At 67.9% G+C, this 15,205-nt stretch carries 11 protein-coding genes; 6 read left to right on the plus strand and 5 right to left on the minus strand.

Features of this window, described 5'->3' with window-relative positions; all coding sequences use genetic code 11:
• Positions 1-138 precede the first annotated feature (138 nt).
• On the plus strand, positions 139-846 hold the full coding sequence (locus IEX78_RS03475) for a DUF8176 domain-containing protein (RefSeq protein ID WP_188827231.1): 708 nt from the start codon (positions 139-141) through the stop codon (positions 844-846).
• Here the strand turns inward: IEX78_RS03475 and IEX78_RS03480 are convergent, their stop codons facing one another.
• Complete coding sequence (locus IEX78_RS03480; protein WP_188827232.1) at positions 847-1,698, minus strand: bifunctional 5,10-methylenetetrahydrofolate dehydrogenase/5,10-methenyltetrahydrofolate cyclohydrolase; 852 nt, start codon at positions 1,696-1,698, stop codon at positions 847-849.
• Between the two features lie 84 nt (positions 1,699-1,782).
• Here IEX78_RS03480 and IEX78_RS03485 point away from each other — a divergent pair, with 84 nt between their 5' ends.
• Positions 1,783-2,628, plus strand: coding sequence for a putative protein N(5)-glutamine methyltransferase (locus IEX78_RS03485; RefSeq protein WP_188827233.1), 846 nt, complete (start codon positions 1,783-1,785; stop codon positions 2,626-2,628).
• 64 nt (positions 2,629-2,692) lie between these two features.
• On the opposite strand, the gene IEX78_RS03490 is transcribed toward IEX78_RS03485, so the two are convergent.
• Positions 2,693-3,520 (minus strand): SDR family NAD(P)-dependent oxidoreductase, encoded by an 828-nt coding sequence (locus IEX78_RS03490; protein WP_188827234.1) that lies wholly within the window; start codon positions 3,518-3,520, stop codon positions 2,693-2,695.
• A gap of 39 nt (positions 3,521-3,559) precedes the next feature.
• Complete coding sequence (locus IEX78_RS03495) at positions 3,560-5,134, minus strand: succinic semialdehyde dehydrogenase (protein WP_188827235.1); 1,575 nt, start codon at positions 5,132-5,134, stop codon at positions 3,560-3,562.
• A 138-nt stretch (positions 5,135-5,272) separates the two neighbouring features.
• Between IEX78_RS03495 and IEX78_RS03500 the strand changes: the two genes are divergently transcribed.
• From IEX78_RS03500 to IEX78_RS24070, 4 genes are all read left to right on the plus strand, one after another.
• Entirely contained in the window at positions 5,273-5,953 is a 681-nt protein-coding gene (locus IEX78_RS03500; protein WP_308426510.1) for a TetR/AcrR family transcriptional regulator, read from the plus strand.
• 76 nt (positions 5,954-6,029) lie between these two features.
• The gene (locus IEX78_RS03505; protein WP_188827236.1) at positions 6,030-6,716 is read left to right on the plus strand and encodes a response regulator; all 687 of its coding nucleotides are present in this window, start codon (positions 6,030-6,032) and stop codon (positions 6,714-6,716) included.
• Positions 6,713-7,711, plus strand: coding sequence for a HAMP domain-containing sensor histidine kinase (locus tag IEX78_RS03510; RefSeq protein ID WP_188827237.1), 999 nt, complete (start codon positions 6,713-6,715; stop codon positions 7,709-7,711). The genes IEX78_RS03505 and IEX78_RS03510 overlap by 4 nt, the downstream gene beginning before the upstream one ends.
• A gap of 79 nt (positions 7,712-7,790) precedes the next feature.
• On the plus strand, positions 7,791-9,854 hold the full coding sequence (locus tag IEX78_RS24070) for a DUF4153 domain-containing protein (RefSeq protein ID WP_229683681.1): 2,064 nt from the start codon (positions 7,791-7,793) through the stop codon (positions 9,852-9,854).
• On the opposite strand, the gene recD is transcribed toward IEX78_RS24070, so the two are convergent.
• Together recD and IEX78_RS03525 are read right to left on the minus strand one after the other, a co-directional pair.
• Positions 9,851-11,728: an exodeoxyribonuclease V subunit alpha gene (gene recD / locus IEX78_RS03520; protein WP_188827238.1), complete on the minus strand. Its 1,878-nt coding sequence runs from the start codon at positions 11,726-11,728 to the stop codon at positions 9,851-9,853. The genes IEX78_RS24070 and recD overlap by 4 nt on opposite strands.
• Positions 11,725-15,111 (minus strand): UvrD-helicase domain-containing protein, encoded by a 3,387-nt coding sequence (locus IEX78_RS03525; protein ID WP_188827239.1) that lies wholly within the window; start codon positions 15,109-15,111, stop codon positions 11,725-11,727. Before IEX78_RS03525 ends, recD begins: the two co-directional genes overlap by 4 nt.
• Positions 15,112-15,205: the final 94 nt, after the last annotated feature.

A 15,205-nucleotide genomic window follows, 5' to 3' on the forward strand; every position in this document is an offset into this window, starting at 1 on the left:
GGCGAGTGCGATGGGTACGTCACGGATCGGTTGCCGGTAGTCGGCGGGCCGTTTGATCCTGCGGGGCAAGCGGGTTCGTCGAGCGAATATGCGTTCGGGGCGCCCGACAATGGGCCAGACACGGACAATTTCGCGGCCGTGCGGGTTGACGGGCCAGGCGATTTTCGGGGCGAGTGGGCGCATTGGGTTGAGCCTGAGCCAGATTCGGGCGCGGTCAGCGAATCCTCGTCGCGCGCACCAGCTTTCGAGCACCCGTTCCAACCGACCAATCGCGACGACGCCTTCGCTCGCATGCTCGACCGGTCGCGGCAAACCGGTCCGTTCGGCCTCCCCCGCTGGGCAGCGCCGCTCGCCGCGTCCGTCGCGGCGGCCGCGCTGATCGGCGGGGCGTATCTCCAATTCGGCGGTCCCGCACCAGAATCCACGTCATCGAGCACGCCGCTGCCGAATCAGGTTGTCGCTGGGGGCACCTGTCCGACCGAACATGTGGGTAGTCGGTTCCAAAGCAACGGCCCCGGCGGCAGCGACAGTGGGATCGCGGCGATTCTCGCGTTTCAGCATGCCTACTACGTTGCCCGCTCCGGTGAACTGGCTCGCGCGTCCGTCGCGCCGGACATGACCGCGCCGTCGAGTGGCGATATTCAGGCGGGCATCGACACGATTCCGGTCGGGACAACGCACTGTCTGAACATCACCCCGGCCGCATTCGCCGGGCAGTACTACGTGGTGATCACCGAGTACCGACCCGATTCGGTGCCGATTCAGTACAACGCCCAACTGGTTGGGACAACCAAGGTGGGCGACAAGTCCGTGATCAGCTCGATCGGGCCGGTTCGCGGGCAGTAGCTAGCCGCGCGCGTTTTCGGCGGCGACGACCACGTGGCGCATAAGCAGCGCGGTGGTGACCGGCCCGACGCCGCCGGGGACCGGGCTCAGCCCGGCCGCTTTGCCGGTCACGGTCGCGGCGTCGACGTCACCGACGATGCTGCCGTCAGCGGATTCGTTGGTGCCGACATCGATGACGATCGCGCCCTCGTTCACGTGCTCGCCGGTGACAAGGCCGATGCGGCCAGCGGCGGCGACGACAATCTCGGCGGCCGAGGTGGCGGCGGCGAGGTCGGCGGTGCGCGAATGCGCGACCGTCACCGTGGCGTTTTTGGCGAGCAGCAGTTGGGCGAGCGGCTTGCCGACGATGTTGGAGCGACCAACAACGGTGACGGTGCGACCTTCGAGCGGAATCTCATGGTGGACAAGCAGTTCCACGACCGCTTCGGAGGTGGCTGGCACGAAACCGTCGAGGCCGGCGGCGAGCAGGCCGAGTGAAAGCGGGCTCACGCCGTCGACGTCTTTGCGGGCGTCGATCGCGCTACTCACGTCGTCAAGGGTCACGCCAGCGGGGAGCGGCGTTTGCAGCATGATCGCGTCGACGGCGGGGTCGGCGCTGCGCGCGGTGAGTTCGGAACGGATCCGCGCGGCACTGGCGTACGCACCCAAATCGATTCGGTCGCACTCGATTCCGAGTTTCTTCGCCGCCCTGCGCAGGGAGTTCACGTACCAGGTGCTCGCTGAGTCGTCATTGGCGACAACCAACGCGAGCGTTGGCGCGGCACCGGCGTCGGCGAGGGCGGCGGCGCGCTTGGCGGTATCGGAGTTGATGGCGGCGGCGAGGTCTTTGCCGGTCAGCGAAGCGGTATCCACGGTCGCCAACCCTATCGTCTGACCGGATCGCCACCGGGAAGGGCACCGCAACCGCGCCGCCCGCACGCGATGCACAATCAGCTGATGAGCGAGTTGGGCCGCGTGGAGCGCAACATCGAGCAGCGGGAATTCATCGGAGCCGAGGGCGTCTGGGAGTGCAAGGGCGAGATCGTCGCGCGACTGCGGGCGGCCGGGTGTGTCTTCGCCGAGGACGAGGCCGCGCTGCTCGTTGAGGCGACCAACGACGCGGACGTGCTGGGCGCGCTCGTCGCGCAGCGGGTGAGCGGGGTCCCGCTGGAATACCTGCTCGGGTGGGCCGAGTTTCGCGGGGTGCGCGTTGGGGTGCGGGCCGGGGTGTTCGTGCCGCGTCAGCGGACGGCGTTTCTCGTCGACATCGCGATAGAGAGCGCCCGCGAGGCAGCGTTGACCCTCGTCGACTTGTGTTGTGGCACAGGCGCTTTGGGGCTCACGGCGACATCCGAACTGCGCGCCAATGGTAAGGACGTCGCACTGTCGGCCGCCGACATCGACCCTGTCGCCGTCGCCTGCGCACGCGACAACCTCGCGGGCATCGGCGACGTGCACGAAGGCGACCTCTTCGCCGCCCTTCCACCGCACCTGCGCGGCCACATCGACCTGCTCCTCGCGAATACCCCGTACGTGCCAACCGCCCACCTCGCCGCCCTGCCGCCCGAAGCGCGCGATCACGAGCCACCCCACGCGCTCGACGGCGGCATCGACGGCCTCGCGATTTTTCGCAGGGTGATCGACGGCGCGGTCGACTGGCTCGCCCCCGGGGGCCGCGTGCTTGTCGAAATGAGCGCCGACCAGGGTGAACTCGCGGCCGACGTGATTACCCGCGCAGGCATGCGCGCACGCATCGAGCGTTCGGCCGAGTACTACGCGACCGTCGTCGTCGGAACCCGTTGACCGACAACACAAATCCCCGCCGCCGACACCTACGCGCCGACGACGGGAATCTGGGTCAACCGAACTACTTACGCCCGGTGAAGTGGTCCATCGAGTGGTACACCCCAACCGCGTTGAGGTAGAAGTCGCGTACCTTGATCGGCAGCAAACCGGTGAGTGCCCGGTTCATCCGCGACGTCCACGGCAGCACGACAAGCGCGCCACCCTTCTTCATCTCGTCCCACGACGTGTCGACCACTTCGTTCTGGTCGAGCATCGGGGTGAACAGGATCCCCTTGGCCCCTTCGAACATGCCGGTGTTGATGTAGGTGGGGCAGACCGTCGTGACCTTCACGTGGTCGTGACCGGCCTGTTCCAACTCGATACGCACCGAATCCGACCAACCGAGCGCGCCCCACTTCGACGCCGCGTACACGGCCATGCGCGGGTTGGCGACGAGGCCGGCCGACGACGCGATGTTGAGCACGCGCGCCTCACCAGCACCGGCGACCATGCCAGGCAGGAATTCGAGCGTCACATACATCGGCGCGAGGGTGTTGATCGCCATCGTCTTGTCGATGTCGGTGCGGTTCTCGGTTTCCCAGAAGTAGGTGTTGCCGCGCACGATGCCCGCGTTGTTCACGAGGATGTCGATGCCACCGATCTCCTTGCGCACCTGCTCGGCGGCTTCGCGGATGCTGTCGGGCGACGACACATCGACGATGTGGGTGTGCACCTTGCCGCCTTCGGCGGTGAGCTGCGCCGCGGTGTCACGCAACGCCAATTCGTTGATGTCCCACAGCACAACAGCGTCGGCGCCCTCGCGCACAGCGTGCTCGGCGAACAACCGGCCGAGGCCCATGGCCGCGCCGGTGACGAGCACTCGTTTGCCCGCGACAGTTTCCAACTTCATACGTCGATCCCCTGCTCTGGTTTTTCGCTACGCGCTCGGTTACTTCTGGCGCAGCGTCTTCATGACGCCGAAGACCAGCGTCATCGTCTTGGCCCACGTCTGCTCGGACATGCCGGGCAGCGGCGCGAGTGGCAGCACACGCTGAGTCGCCACCGTCTGGGTGTCGACGTACTTGAGCAGGCCCTCGGGACCGTGGCGACGGCCCTGACCGGAGATGCCGAGCCCGCCCGACGGCGCGTCGATGCTGCCCCACGCGGCCGAGAAACCCTCGTTGACGTTGACCGAACCGGCGTTGATGCGGGCGGCGACGGCGCGACCACGCTCGGTGTCGCGGCTCCACACACTGGCGTTGAGACCGTAGGCGGTGTCGTTGGCGGCTTCGATCGCGTCTTCATCGGAGTCGACCTTGTACACCGAAACGACGGGGCCGAAGGTCTCTTCGCGGTAGAGCGTCATGCCAGGGGCCACGTCGACGAGGACGGTCGGCTCGTAGAAGTACGGGCCAAGATCGGGACGCGCACGGCCGCCAGCGAGCACCTTCGCGCCCTTGGCGACGGCGTCGTCGACGTGGGCGCGCACAGTGTCGAGCTGACGCTGGAAGGTGAGCGAACCCATGTCGCGGCTGTAGTCGAGCTCGCCGCCGAGCGACATGTTCTTGACGTTGCCAACGAATTCGGCGACGAACTGGTCGTAGACCTTGGCGTCGACGTAGATGCGTTCCATCGACTCACACAGCTGGCCTGCCGACGAGAAGCACGCGCGCACAGCGAGTTTCGCGGCTTTGGACACGTCAGCGTCGTCGAGGACGAGCAGCGGATTCTTGCCGCCAAGCTCAAGCGAGTAGCCAATGAGACGCTCGCCAGCCTGCTGGGCGATCGTGCGGCCGGTGGCCGACGAACCGGTGTAGTCGACGTAGTCGGCGCGGGCGATCACGTCGCCACCGATCTCGCGACCACGACCAAGGACGGCCTGCCACACACCACGCGGGAGGCCAGCGCGCTCAGCGGCGTCGAGTGCCCACAGCGTGGTGAGCGCGGTCTGGTTGTCGGGACGCGCGATGACGGCGTTGCCCGCGATCAGGGCGGGAAGCGCGTCGGAGACGGCGAGCGCGAGCGGGTAGTTCCACGGCGAGATCACCGCGACGACGCCCTTGGGCCGGTTGTGCACCTCGACCGACGTGAGCACCGGCAGCACGCCGCGAGGCTTGCGGTCGGCGAGCAGCTTCGGCGCGACGGTTGCGTAGTAGCGGGCGTTCAACGCGACGTCGGCGATTTCGTCGAAGGCGTGCGGGCGCGACTTGCCGGTTTCGGTCTGGATGATGTCTAGGATCGCGTCCTGCTCGGCAAGCACGATGTCGTGGAAGCGGCGCACGATCTCAACGCGCTGCTTGACCGGCACCTTGGCCCAGTCGCGCTGCGCGTGGCGCGCGACCTTGAACGCGCGCTCGATGTCTTCGATCGACGACTGCGGCAGGTCACCGATCTTGTGACCGGTGGCGGGCGCGAGGACCGGAACCGAGGGCGCGCCACCGGCGACGGCGCGTTCGAACAGCGGCCGAACCAGCGCGGTCGGCAGGGCGGTGGGTTCGGCGGTCAGCTCGGGGGCTGTCGTCATTGTCGGCCCTTCCTAAAAGAGAGGATGGCATGGCTTTCAGCTATTTGCTGAACACTAGTGTTAGATTAATAGCTGAGTCCGGTCCTGTGTCAAGCTTTCCGCCCAAAAGCGGCAACGGTGAGGAAAGGTGTGGCAGCAGTGGTGTCAGGGGAAACCGCCGCGGTGCGTCGTGGACGTCCTCCGCAAACCGTTGAACAGGCCGAAGAAGTGCGCCAGCGCATCATCGACGCGACGGCCGCTGTTTTCGCCCGTTCCGGGTCACGTGGGCTGTCGGTGGCGTCGATCATCGAGCAGGCAGGCTTGGCGCGGCCCACCTTTTATCGCTACTTCCCGAACGCGACCGAGCCGCTGAACGTGGTACTCGACGCATCGAACGATGGCCTGGTCAGCGCTATCGCGACGGCGCTGAGCGGGTCGGACGAGCCGGTGCAGTTGGGCATTCGGCTGATCGACGCCTACATGGACTGGGCGCGCGGGCACGGCACGATGCTGCGGCCGCTGTTCGCCGAGCTGCACGACCCTGGCTCGCCGGTGTCGGCCTATCGCGAGCGAGCCCTCGACGACATCCGCGCGCTTGTCCGCAAAGCGTTCGCCGAATTAGGCAGGCGAGCGCCGTCCCCCCTTGACATGGACGCCGCGTTGCACGTGTGCGAGTACCTGGTTTATCGCCTCGCGATTGGCACCGAACCCGCGACCCAGCCCGACGCCGCGTTGACCGCGGAAGCGCGCCTGGTGATGATTCGCGTCCTGTTGGTCACGCTCGGCACCCGCGACGACCTCGCGTATGCGATGGAACTGCCCGGGCTGATCGCCGAATAAGGCAGTGGTGGAGATCCACACAGAATCTCCACAACTGCCGCCCGAGCTCTCCACAGTCGCTGGTTAGGGTCAACGCATGGAACCCAGCCCCAACCGCCGCATCCTGGTCGTTGATGACGACGTGACGATCGCCGCGTCGGTTGCCGCGCGGTTGGCGGCGTCGGGCTTCACCGTCGAGACCGCACACGATGGACCGTCGGCAGTCGCCGCGGTCCTGGCCGACGCCCCCGACCTCGTCGTGCTCGACGTGATGCTGCCCGGTTTCGATGGGCTTGAGGTGTGTCGGCGGATTCAGGCTGATCGGCCGATTCCGGTGTTGATGCTCACCGCGCGCACTGACGAAACCGATCAGTTGGTCGGGCTCGGGGTCGGTGCTGACGACTATCTGACGAAGCCGTTTTCGATGCGGGTGCTTGCGGCGCGGGTGCAGGCGTTGTTGCGGCGGGTTGAGCGGTCGAGCGAGCAGGACGCGCCCGGGATTGTGGTTGGCGATTTGCGGATCGACCTCACCGAACGTCGGGTGTGGCGGGGTAACGCTGAAGCGCGCCTGACGCCGCTTGAGTTCGATTTGCTGGTGCGGCTTGCCCGTCGGCCGCGTGCGGTGTTGGCGCGGGAACGGTTGCTTTCCGATATTTGGGAGTGGTCGGATGCGGCGGGATCGCGGGCGGTGGACAGTCACGTGAAAGCGTTGCGGCGCAAGCTCGGTGCCGATCTGATCAGGACTGTGCACGGGGTCGGTTACGCGTTGGACGCGCGCTCATGAGGTGGCTTCCCCGTCCGCTTGACCCGGTGAGTTCGATCAAGGTGAAACTCGCACTGCTGATGGTGTTTTCGGGCGCGGTCGCGTTTGGGTACTTCTGGTTGCGGATCGGCTGGCTGCCGCTGTTCACCACGCTCACCGCGATGCTGATCGCACTCGTGCTGTCGCAGGTGCTCGCACATGGGATTACGAGCCCGCTGCGGGAAATGACGGCGGCCGCGCGTCGAATGACCCACGGCGACTACAGCTTTCAGGTGCGTGCCACCTCGCGCGACGAGGTTGGTCAGCTCGCTGTCGCGTTCAATCAGATGGCAGCCGACCTCGCCTTCGCCGATCGTGCTCGCCGAGAGTTGATCGCGAACGTGTCGCATGAGTTGCGCACGCCGGTCACCGCGCTGCATGCCGTGCTGGAGAACCTTGTTGATGGGGTGTCGCAGCCGGACCCGGCCACCCTTCGTACCGCGCTTGCCCAGACCGAGCGGCTTGGGCTGCTTGTCTCGGAATTACTTGACCTGTCCAGCATTGAGGCTGGTGCGCGCCCGCTCGACCGGGAGCTGGTGCCGGTCGCGCCGTTGTTCGCCGAGGTGATTGCCGAAGCGGAAGTGATGACGGCCGCGCTGGGACGTGGGGTGCGGTTCACGACGTCGGTGGAGCCCGCTGACGCGGTGGTTCCCGCCGACCGCGCCCGCCTGCATCAGGTGCTGTTCAACCTGCTCGATAACGCGGCGCGTCACGGGCCGAGCGGCGGTGAGGTGCGGGTGTCGGCGTGCGCGGAGGCCGACCACATCGTGCTGGAGATCGCCGACGACGGCCCTGGCATCCCCGAAGCCGAACGCGCGAAAGTGTTCGACCGCTTCACCCAGGGTGGCCGCGCGGGCGACGGCGGGACCGGCCTCGGCCTGGCCATCGCCCGGTGGGTGGTTGAACTGCACGGCGGAACGATCGCCGTCGCCGCTCCCGGCTCCCGCATCCGCGTCACGTTGCCTAGCCCCGCTTAGCTCCCATACCCAACCAACCTGTAACCGCTCGCCAAGGTGGCCGAGTGAGGATCACGCATACCTACATGAGGGGAAGAACATGCCTGAGCAGACTCCCGAGAGTCGGGACGAGTCACCAACGGTCGACGAAAACGTCGTGCCTGCCGCTGCTGGCGACGACTCTTCGTCGGCCGGTTCCGCAACGAATTCCGGGGAAGCGCAGTCTGATTCGCCTACTGCGGCCAGCGTTGGAGCGCCCTCTGCGGCGGCTGATAGTCCCGCCGGGGCGCAAGCTGATTCGACTGGCGAGGCGCGGACCGAAGCGGCGCCACAGGGCGCGGCGCCTAGTCAGGTCGCCACGCTCGTTAAGGCGATGGAGGCGCGCTCAACTCCGTCGCCGGTGAGCCCGTGGGTGCCGAGTTGGCGGTTGCCGGAGGGCGGCGACGCGGACGCGGCGACGTCTGCGGGGGTGGGGCCGATGCCGCCGATCCCAAGAGGGCCGCGCCCGATCCCGACTTTGCCTGTCGCACAACCTGCTTGGCGGCGTGTAGCGCGCCCGGCTGGGGTGCTGCCCGCAGCGCTCGCGGTCGGCGCGATCGGCGCGACCGTCGTTCCGCTCGACCGCCCCGGTATCGGCTGGTTGATCGCGGGAGGTGCGGCCCTGACGGGGCTGACGATTGTCGACCGCCGCGCACGCAAGTCGCAATTGGCAAGCAGCGCAACGACTTCCGATGTGCGCGAAGATAACGAGCTTTCGGCGACCGCCGATGCGTCCGCTGTCGCGGAGGCAGTGTCGGACAACCCCAACCCCGCAGCCACCGACTCAGCGTCGGACAGCCAGGCCGACCCGGCACCGTCGCCCGTCGCTCATTCCGATGACGCGGTAGCAACCGCGAAGCGCGCGTGGTGGGCCGGGTCTCGGGTCTGGTGGACGCTTGCGGCGCTCGTGTTGCTCGGCGTCGGAACGGTTCGGGCTGCCGGGTGGCTGTTCGCGCTCTGTGTTCTCGCCGCCGGTGTCGCCGGGTCGCTCGCGGTGCTCGGGCGGCCCACTGCGCGCGGGATCGCGCATGACCTCTTCGCCGTTCCGCTCGCCACTTTCTCCGCAGCGCCGTGGGCCGTCGCCGGGGTGCGGGATCGGCAAGTGTCGGAAAGTTCCGCCGCCCGCAAGTACGGGGTGTCGCTCGCGGCCACCGTGCTCGTGCTGCTGATCTTCGTTCCGCTGCTCGGCGGTGCCGACGCCACGTTCGCGAAGATGCTCACTAACCTTGTGCCGAAGGTTGATTCGGCGCTGGTGTGGCAGTGGGTCATCCTCTTCGCTGTTCTCGTCACCACCACGCTCGGCGCGCTGTTTCTCCTCGCCGGGCCGCCCGCTGCCGCGCGTGCTGGCGTGAAGCCAAGCCGGGTGTGGGCGCGCAGCGAGTGGGTGCTTCCGGTCGGCGCGCTCACCGTGCTGTTCGCGGTGTTCCTCGCCGCGCAAGCCGTCGCGCTCTTCGGCGGCGATGACTACGTCCAGGAAACCGCCGGGCTCACCTACGCCGAGTACGCGCGAAGTGGGTTCTGGCAACTGTCGGCCGTCAGCGTCCTGACTCTCGCGGTGATCTTGAGTGTGCTGCGCTGGGCGTCGCGCGAAAGCGTCGCCGATCGGCTCTGGTTGCGGGTGCTGCTCTGCGTCGCGAGCGCGCTTTCGCTGGTGATCGTGTGCTCGGCGCTTGGTCGCATGTGGACCTACCAGCAGGCGTACGGGTTCACCGTGCTGCGGCTGCTTGTCGCCACCTGCGAGCTATGGATCGGGTTGCTTTACCTGCTCACGATCGCGGCCGTGCTTCGACTGCGGTGGAGTTGGCTGCCGCGCGCTGCCGTTGGCACCGCGATGGTGACGCTGATCGGTCTCGCGATTCTGAACCCGGAATACGTTATCGCCCAACGCAATATTGACCGCTGGGCCGACCAGGGCCCGACCGTCGTACCTACCGAGTCCTACGACGCGCGCACCGGTCGCTCGCATCAGGCGCTCGACATCGACTACCTGCGCCGCCTTTCGACCGACATTCTCCCGGCCCTCGATCGACTCCCGGAAGAGAAGCGCCGCGAGATCGCCGACGCGGTCCGCGCCGACCTGAACGACGACACGTGGCGCTCGTGGAACTGGTCGCGCTCGCGCTAGTTTTCCGGCATCGCCCGCGACAACCCGCTCGCGCGCAACACGCGCCGACCAATGGCCGCGCGAATGGATTCTTCGCCTCCGATCACCCGCACGTGCGAGCGCGCGCGGGTGATCGCCGTGTAGAGCAATTCCCTGGTGAGCAAAGTCGATTCGGGGTCGGGCAGGACCACCGACACCGTGTCGTACTGACTGCCCTGGCTTCGGTGGATCGTCATCGCGAAAACTGTGACCACGGAAGGGAATTGGGTCGGGTGCACCAAATACGGTTCACTGCCCCGCTGCACCGCCGCCCGTAAACTCCCGTCCGGTTGGCGCACGATCACGCCGGTGTCGCCGTTGTAGATCCGCGCCTCATGATCATTGGCCGTCACCAGCAGCGGTTGGCCCGGATACCACACGCCCGCACCGGTTTCCGGCCCCGCGCCTGCCGCAGCGGCCCACTCCCCCGCGAGCCGATCCCACTGCGCGACACCAAAGGGGCCCTGGCGATGCGCGCACAGCAATCGGTGCGACTCCAGTGCGGTCAACGCGCCAACGGCGTCGCCCGCGACCGCCGCTTCGGTGACCGCACGCGCGGCGGCAACGACATCGGCACGCACCGCCGCCACTTCATCGGCCCCGCACAACGACACCTCGTCGCCGCCCGCGCGCAGGATCTCAACGGCCGCATCGGCGTCACCGGCCCTGACCGCGACGGCCAAATCCGCGATGCGACCACCAAAGCGACGACCGCGCGTCAGTCGCACGATGCCCCCACTCAACCGATGTTGCTCCAGCGCGGTCAATCCCTGATCGGGTTCGTCGAGCAACGCGCTGAGCGCGGGATTGGGTGTGGTGCTCACCGGCCCGGCGACGAGGTCGGCGAGCACCGCTCCCGCGTCGACCGACGCCAACTGATCGGGGTCGCCCACGAGCACGAGCCGCGTATCGGGCCGCAGCGCGGCGAAAAGGTGACTCATCATCGTCAGCGAAACCATCGACGTTTCATCGACAACAACCACGTCATAGGGCAGCCGGTTGTGCTCGTGATGCTTGAACCGCGTGCCGCGCCCGCGCTGCCACCCAAGCAGACGATGCAACGTCGACGCGGTCAGCTCGGGCAAGCCAACCTCGGCCGCCTGCTCGCGCACCGCTTCCTGTAGTCGCGCGGCGGCTTTGCCGGTGGGCGCGGCCAACGCGATCCGCAACGGGGGCAGTTTCGGGGTCGCCTTGGCGCGGTGGGCGGTGAGTAGGGCGAGGATGCGCGCGATTGTGTGGGTTTTGCCGGTGCCGGGACCGCCCGCGACGACGGTGGTCCAGTGGGTCGCGGCGAGCGCGGCGGCGACGCGTTGCCGATCGGGGCCGTCGCCGAGCGGGGTGGCGAAGAGGCGGTCGAGTTCGGCGCGGGCGATGTCAACGTTCACGAGCGGATGGGTGGTCGCCCGCTCAGTGAGCACCCGGCGCAACACCTGTTCTTGCTGGAAATAGCGATCCAGATACAGCAGCGGACCGCCGGAGGCATCGGCCTCGACCAGCCGGAGCGGGCGCAACGGACCGGCTTGTCCGCCGGTAATGAGCGGACTCTTCCGCAGCGCGACGAGCACCTGGTCGAGGTCAGGCCACGGCAGCATCGCCGGGTCGATACCCGTTGCGGTGTCCCGGTTTTCGTCGACGTCGACGCCGATCTCGCGCATCCGTGCCAGTTCGAGGCACACCGAGCCGGACCGGATCGCGCGCACGGCGAGCGCGGTCGCGAACAGCACGTCGTCGTTGGTTTCGCGGCCGAGTCGACCGAGCCGGACCGCGACGTGCACGTCGGCAGCCGACAGCACCCCGGCTTCGTTGAATTCCCGCAGCCGTCCGGTGCCGCGCTGCGCCACTTGAATCGACGTCATCGCGACTCCCCCGCAAGCAAATCCGACAGTGCGACAACAAGTTCCGCTGATGGCTGCCAGTCGAACGACCCCACCCCGGCCGGTGTCGATGGCCCGACCATGCCACGGACGAACAGGTAGCGCGCGCCGCCGAGGTGTTTCGCCGGGTCATAGCCGGGCAGCCGCCACCGCAAATACCGGTGCAGCGCAACCGAATACAGCAATGCCTGCAACGGGTAGTGCGAGCGAATCATCTCGGCGATGAGGTGTTCGCGCCGATAGTGGTCGACGGTGAGGTCGCCCGCGCCGAGGCGATTCGTTTTGTAGTCGACAATCAGAAAGCGTTGTCCACCAACGGCATCGGGCACGCGCAGCACCGCGTCGATGCTGCCGGTGAGGAATCCGCGCAGCGCGGTATCGGGCAGCGCCGCCACGTGCGCGGGGTAGGTAACGAGGTCGTCGTCGGCGGGCAGATGCTCGCGCAGCAGTGTCGCGATCGCGTGCACTCCGGCGCTTGGCCCAGGCGTTTCGCCGCCGCCGAGAGGGAGTTCGAATTCGAGTTCGTTGAGTCGGTCGCGGGTCGGGATGGCGGCGAGTGACCCGAAATCCGTTGGGGTGCGCAGAACTTCGGTGAGCGCGTGCGCGAGAACGTCGATGTCGAGGTCGGCCATCGTGTGCGCGACCGCGTCCACGCACCGCGCACGCACTTCGGCGCCCAGATCATCGACTGAGGTGTCGACGGTTTCCAGCACGCTATGCACGAGGGTGCCGAATTCCGCGCCGTACGGGAGCGCGTTCATCAGCGACGGCGCGGCCTCTGTAGTCACGGGCGCGGGCGGCGTGAGGGGCACTTCGGTCGGTTCGTCGTCGGGGCCGGGTCCTTCTTCGGGTTCACTGTCGACAACGCCGACGGTGTCGTGCGCGCTCGCGGTGAGTGCCGAATACGACGTGCGTCGCCACTGATGATCGATGGGACGATCGAAAATGGCGGCGGCGAGGTCGCCGGTTGTCGGCTCGGTCCGCAGCCTGCGCGGCGCGACAGCTACTTCGCCACCCAACTCAACGGGCTTCACCGAAACCACGTCGGCCACCGGCGCCGCCCAGTCGGTGAGTGCGCGCAGCAGCGCGGTGTCGCTCGGCACATCAGCGGTGCGCGCGACCGCGCCTTCGCCAGGTCGACGGCCCAGCAGGAGTCGATGCAGTGGTGCGGTGCGGGTGCTCGCCGACGGCGCCCACCACGCGACAACCTGGCACATCGCCCGGGTGAGCGCGACGTAAAGCAGTCGCAGTTCCTCGCCCGCTTCCTCGGCTTCGCTGCGCGCTTTGCGTTCGGCGTACCCGGGCGCTTCTTTGCCGCCGATGTCGAGCACGCGGGTGCCGTTGTCGTCGTGGAAGAGCAGTGTCGCCGGGTAGGGGTTTTTCGCGCTGTCCCACGCGAAAGGCAGGTAGACGAGCGGGAATTCGAGTCCTTTGCTCGCGTGGACGGTCGCGATTTGCACGGCTTCGGCGTCGCGATCGAGTCGACGTGACCGGCTCGCGACGCTGCCCGTTTCGGGTTTACGCACCCGGTCGGCGAGCCAGCGGGTGAGCGCGGTGAGGCCCATGCTTTCGGTGTGCGCGGCCTCGTCGAGTAGTTGGGCGACGTGGCGCAGGTCGGTGAGGTCGCGTTCGCCGTTGTCGCGGGCAAGTAAACGCGGCGCGAGGTCGGTCGCGGTGGCGAGGTCGTCGAACATGGACGCGAAGCCCGCGCGGGCGAAAAGGCGTGCGGCGTCACGTAATCGGGTGGAGATGCGGCCGACGAGGTCCGCGCCGCCCGCGTCGAGGTCGGCGAGGGTGTAGCCAAGCAGGGGGGTGGTCGCGGCGAGTCGCACGCGGTCGCCCCGGTGCGGCTGCTCCAACGCACGCAGCACCCAGAGCCAGTCCGTGGCCGACGCGGTGCTGAAAACGCTTGTGCCACCGGCTAATACGGAGGCGACACCAACCTGATCGAGGGCGGCGCGCACGATGTCGAGTTGCGTGCGGGTGCGGACGAGGACGGCGATGTCGCCGGGGCTGACGGGCCGACCGACGCGGCCGTCACCCAGGTCGGTCAGTGGCTGGCCTGCCGCGCGGCGCGGGTCGACTTCGATGAGCGTGCCCGATTCGAGCAGGGTGACGAGGTCGGCGGCCAGGTCGGCGGCCACGGCCGCGCGCTGCACTCCGACGGTCGGGTATTTCTTGCCGCGCGCCGCACCCTGATTGGGCAGCACGCGCAGGCGCAGTGGCGTGATCACCTCGGCGGGACCGCGCAGTCGCGATTCGCCGCGCGTGGCGGTGATCGGGTACACCGCGATGTCGGGGTGGCCGAGTTCCGCACCGCCGTAGACGTGGTCGAGCGCGCGCAGCAGCCCGGCGTCGCTGCGCCAGTTGCGGGTCAGTTCGCGGCGGGTGCCTGCCACGCGGACCGCATCGAGGTAGCTGAGGACTTCCGCGCCCCGGAACGCGTAAATGGCTTGTTTCGGGTCGCCGACCAGCACGAGCGTCGCCGCGTCGCGGAATGCGAGGCGCAGGATGTCCCATTGTAGGGGGTCGGTGTCTTGGAATTCGTCGACGAGCGCGACCTGGTAGCGCGCCTGAATGCGGGCACGGGCGCGAGCGCCGTGAACGGGATCGGCGAGGACCGCGTGCAGGAGGACGAGCAGGTCGTCGAAGTCGCGCAGGCCGTCGCGGCGTTTGCGGCGTTCGGTTTCGGCGCGCACGGCCGTCGCGAAACTGACGCGTTCCCCGATCGCGCCGTCGGTGCGGGGCGCGAGTTCGGCGTGGGGGTCACCGACGGCGGCGAGCGCGATGGCGTGGGCGTCGCGCAAGCTGACGGGCGGCCGTTCGCCGACCCCGAGCCGCGCGTAGCGGGCGAGGTAGAGGTCGTCGACAACGGTGGCGACGACGTCATCGACGGATTCGACAAGTCGCGCACGCGGGTCATGTTCACCGGCGATGCCGAGTTCGTCGAGCATCCGTTGGCAGAAGGAGTGCGTGGTGGCGATGGTGCCCGCGTCGAATTCGGCGAGGGCGGTAAGCAGGCGGTGGCGACGCAGGCGGACTGTGGCTGGGTCGGCGTCGGCGAGGAGCGCGACCACCTCGTCGGCGTTGTCGCGCGCTTGCTCCGGCGACGCCAAAGCTGTTGCGACAGAAACGAATCGGTCGCGGGTACGCTCGCGCAGCTCTAGGGTCGCCGCGCGACTGAAGGTGACGAGCAGCAGTTGCGAGAGGGGAATCCCGGCTTCGGCGACGTAGCGCACGGCGAGCCCGACGATGGCATGGGTTTTCCCGGTCCCCGCACTGGCTTCGAGCACGGTGGTGCCGGTGGGCAGCGGCCCTGCGGCGTCGAACGCGAATGTGGTTGTAGCGGAAAGAGTCCCGGTCATCGTCGCCCCCGCTTCACTTGACCCGCGATCATGGGCGCGGTCGAGAAACGACGCCCGACCATCGTTCCCACCGCGGCAGCCGCAGTCGGCTCCA

It is taken from the genome of Nocardia camponoti, from assembly GCF_014646135.1.
Taxonomy (GTDB): Bacteria; Actinomycetota; Actinomycetes; order Mycobacteriales; family Mycobacteriaceae; genus Nocardia; species Nocardia camponoti.

What these genes read in the sequence shown, in the direction of transcription:
- IEX78_RS03485 (WP_188827233.1), top strand. Translation starts at nt 1,783, where the DNA reads ATGAGCGAGTTGGGCCGCGTGGAGCGCAACATCGAGCAGCGGGAATTC.
- IEX78_RS03490 (WP_188827234.1), bottom strand. Translation starts at nt 3,520, where the DNA reads ATGAAGTTGGAAACTGTCGCGGGCAAACGAGTGCTCGTCACCGGCGCG.
- IEX78_RS03495 (WP_188827235.1), bottom strand. Translation starts at nt 5,134, where the DNA reads ATGACGACAGCCCCCGAGCTGACCGCCGAACCCACCGCCCTGCCGACC.
- IEX78_RS03505 (WP_188827236.1), top strand. Translation starts at nt 6,030, where the DNA reads ATGGAACCCAGCCCCAACCGCCGCATCCTGGTCGTTGATGACGACGTG.
- IEX78_RS03510 (WP_188827237.1), top strand. Translation starts at nt 6,713, where the DNA reads ATGAGGTGGCTTCCCCGTCCGCTTGACCCGGTGAGTTCGATCAAGGTG.
- IEX78_RS24070 (WP_229683681.1), top strand. Translation starts at nt 7,791, where the DNA reads ATGCCTGAGCAGACTCCCGAGAGTCGGGACGAGTCACCAACGGTCGAC.
- recD (WP_188827238.1), bottom strand. Translation starts at nt 11,728, where the DNA reads ATGACGTCGATTCAAGTGGCGCAGCGCGGCACCGGACGGCTGCGGGAA.
- IEX78_RS03525 (WP_188827239.1), bottom strand. Translation starts at nt 15,111, where the DNA reads ATGACCGGGACTCTTTCCGCTACAACCACATTCGCGTTCGACGCCGCA.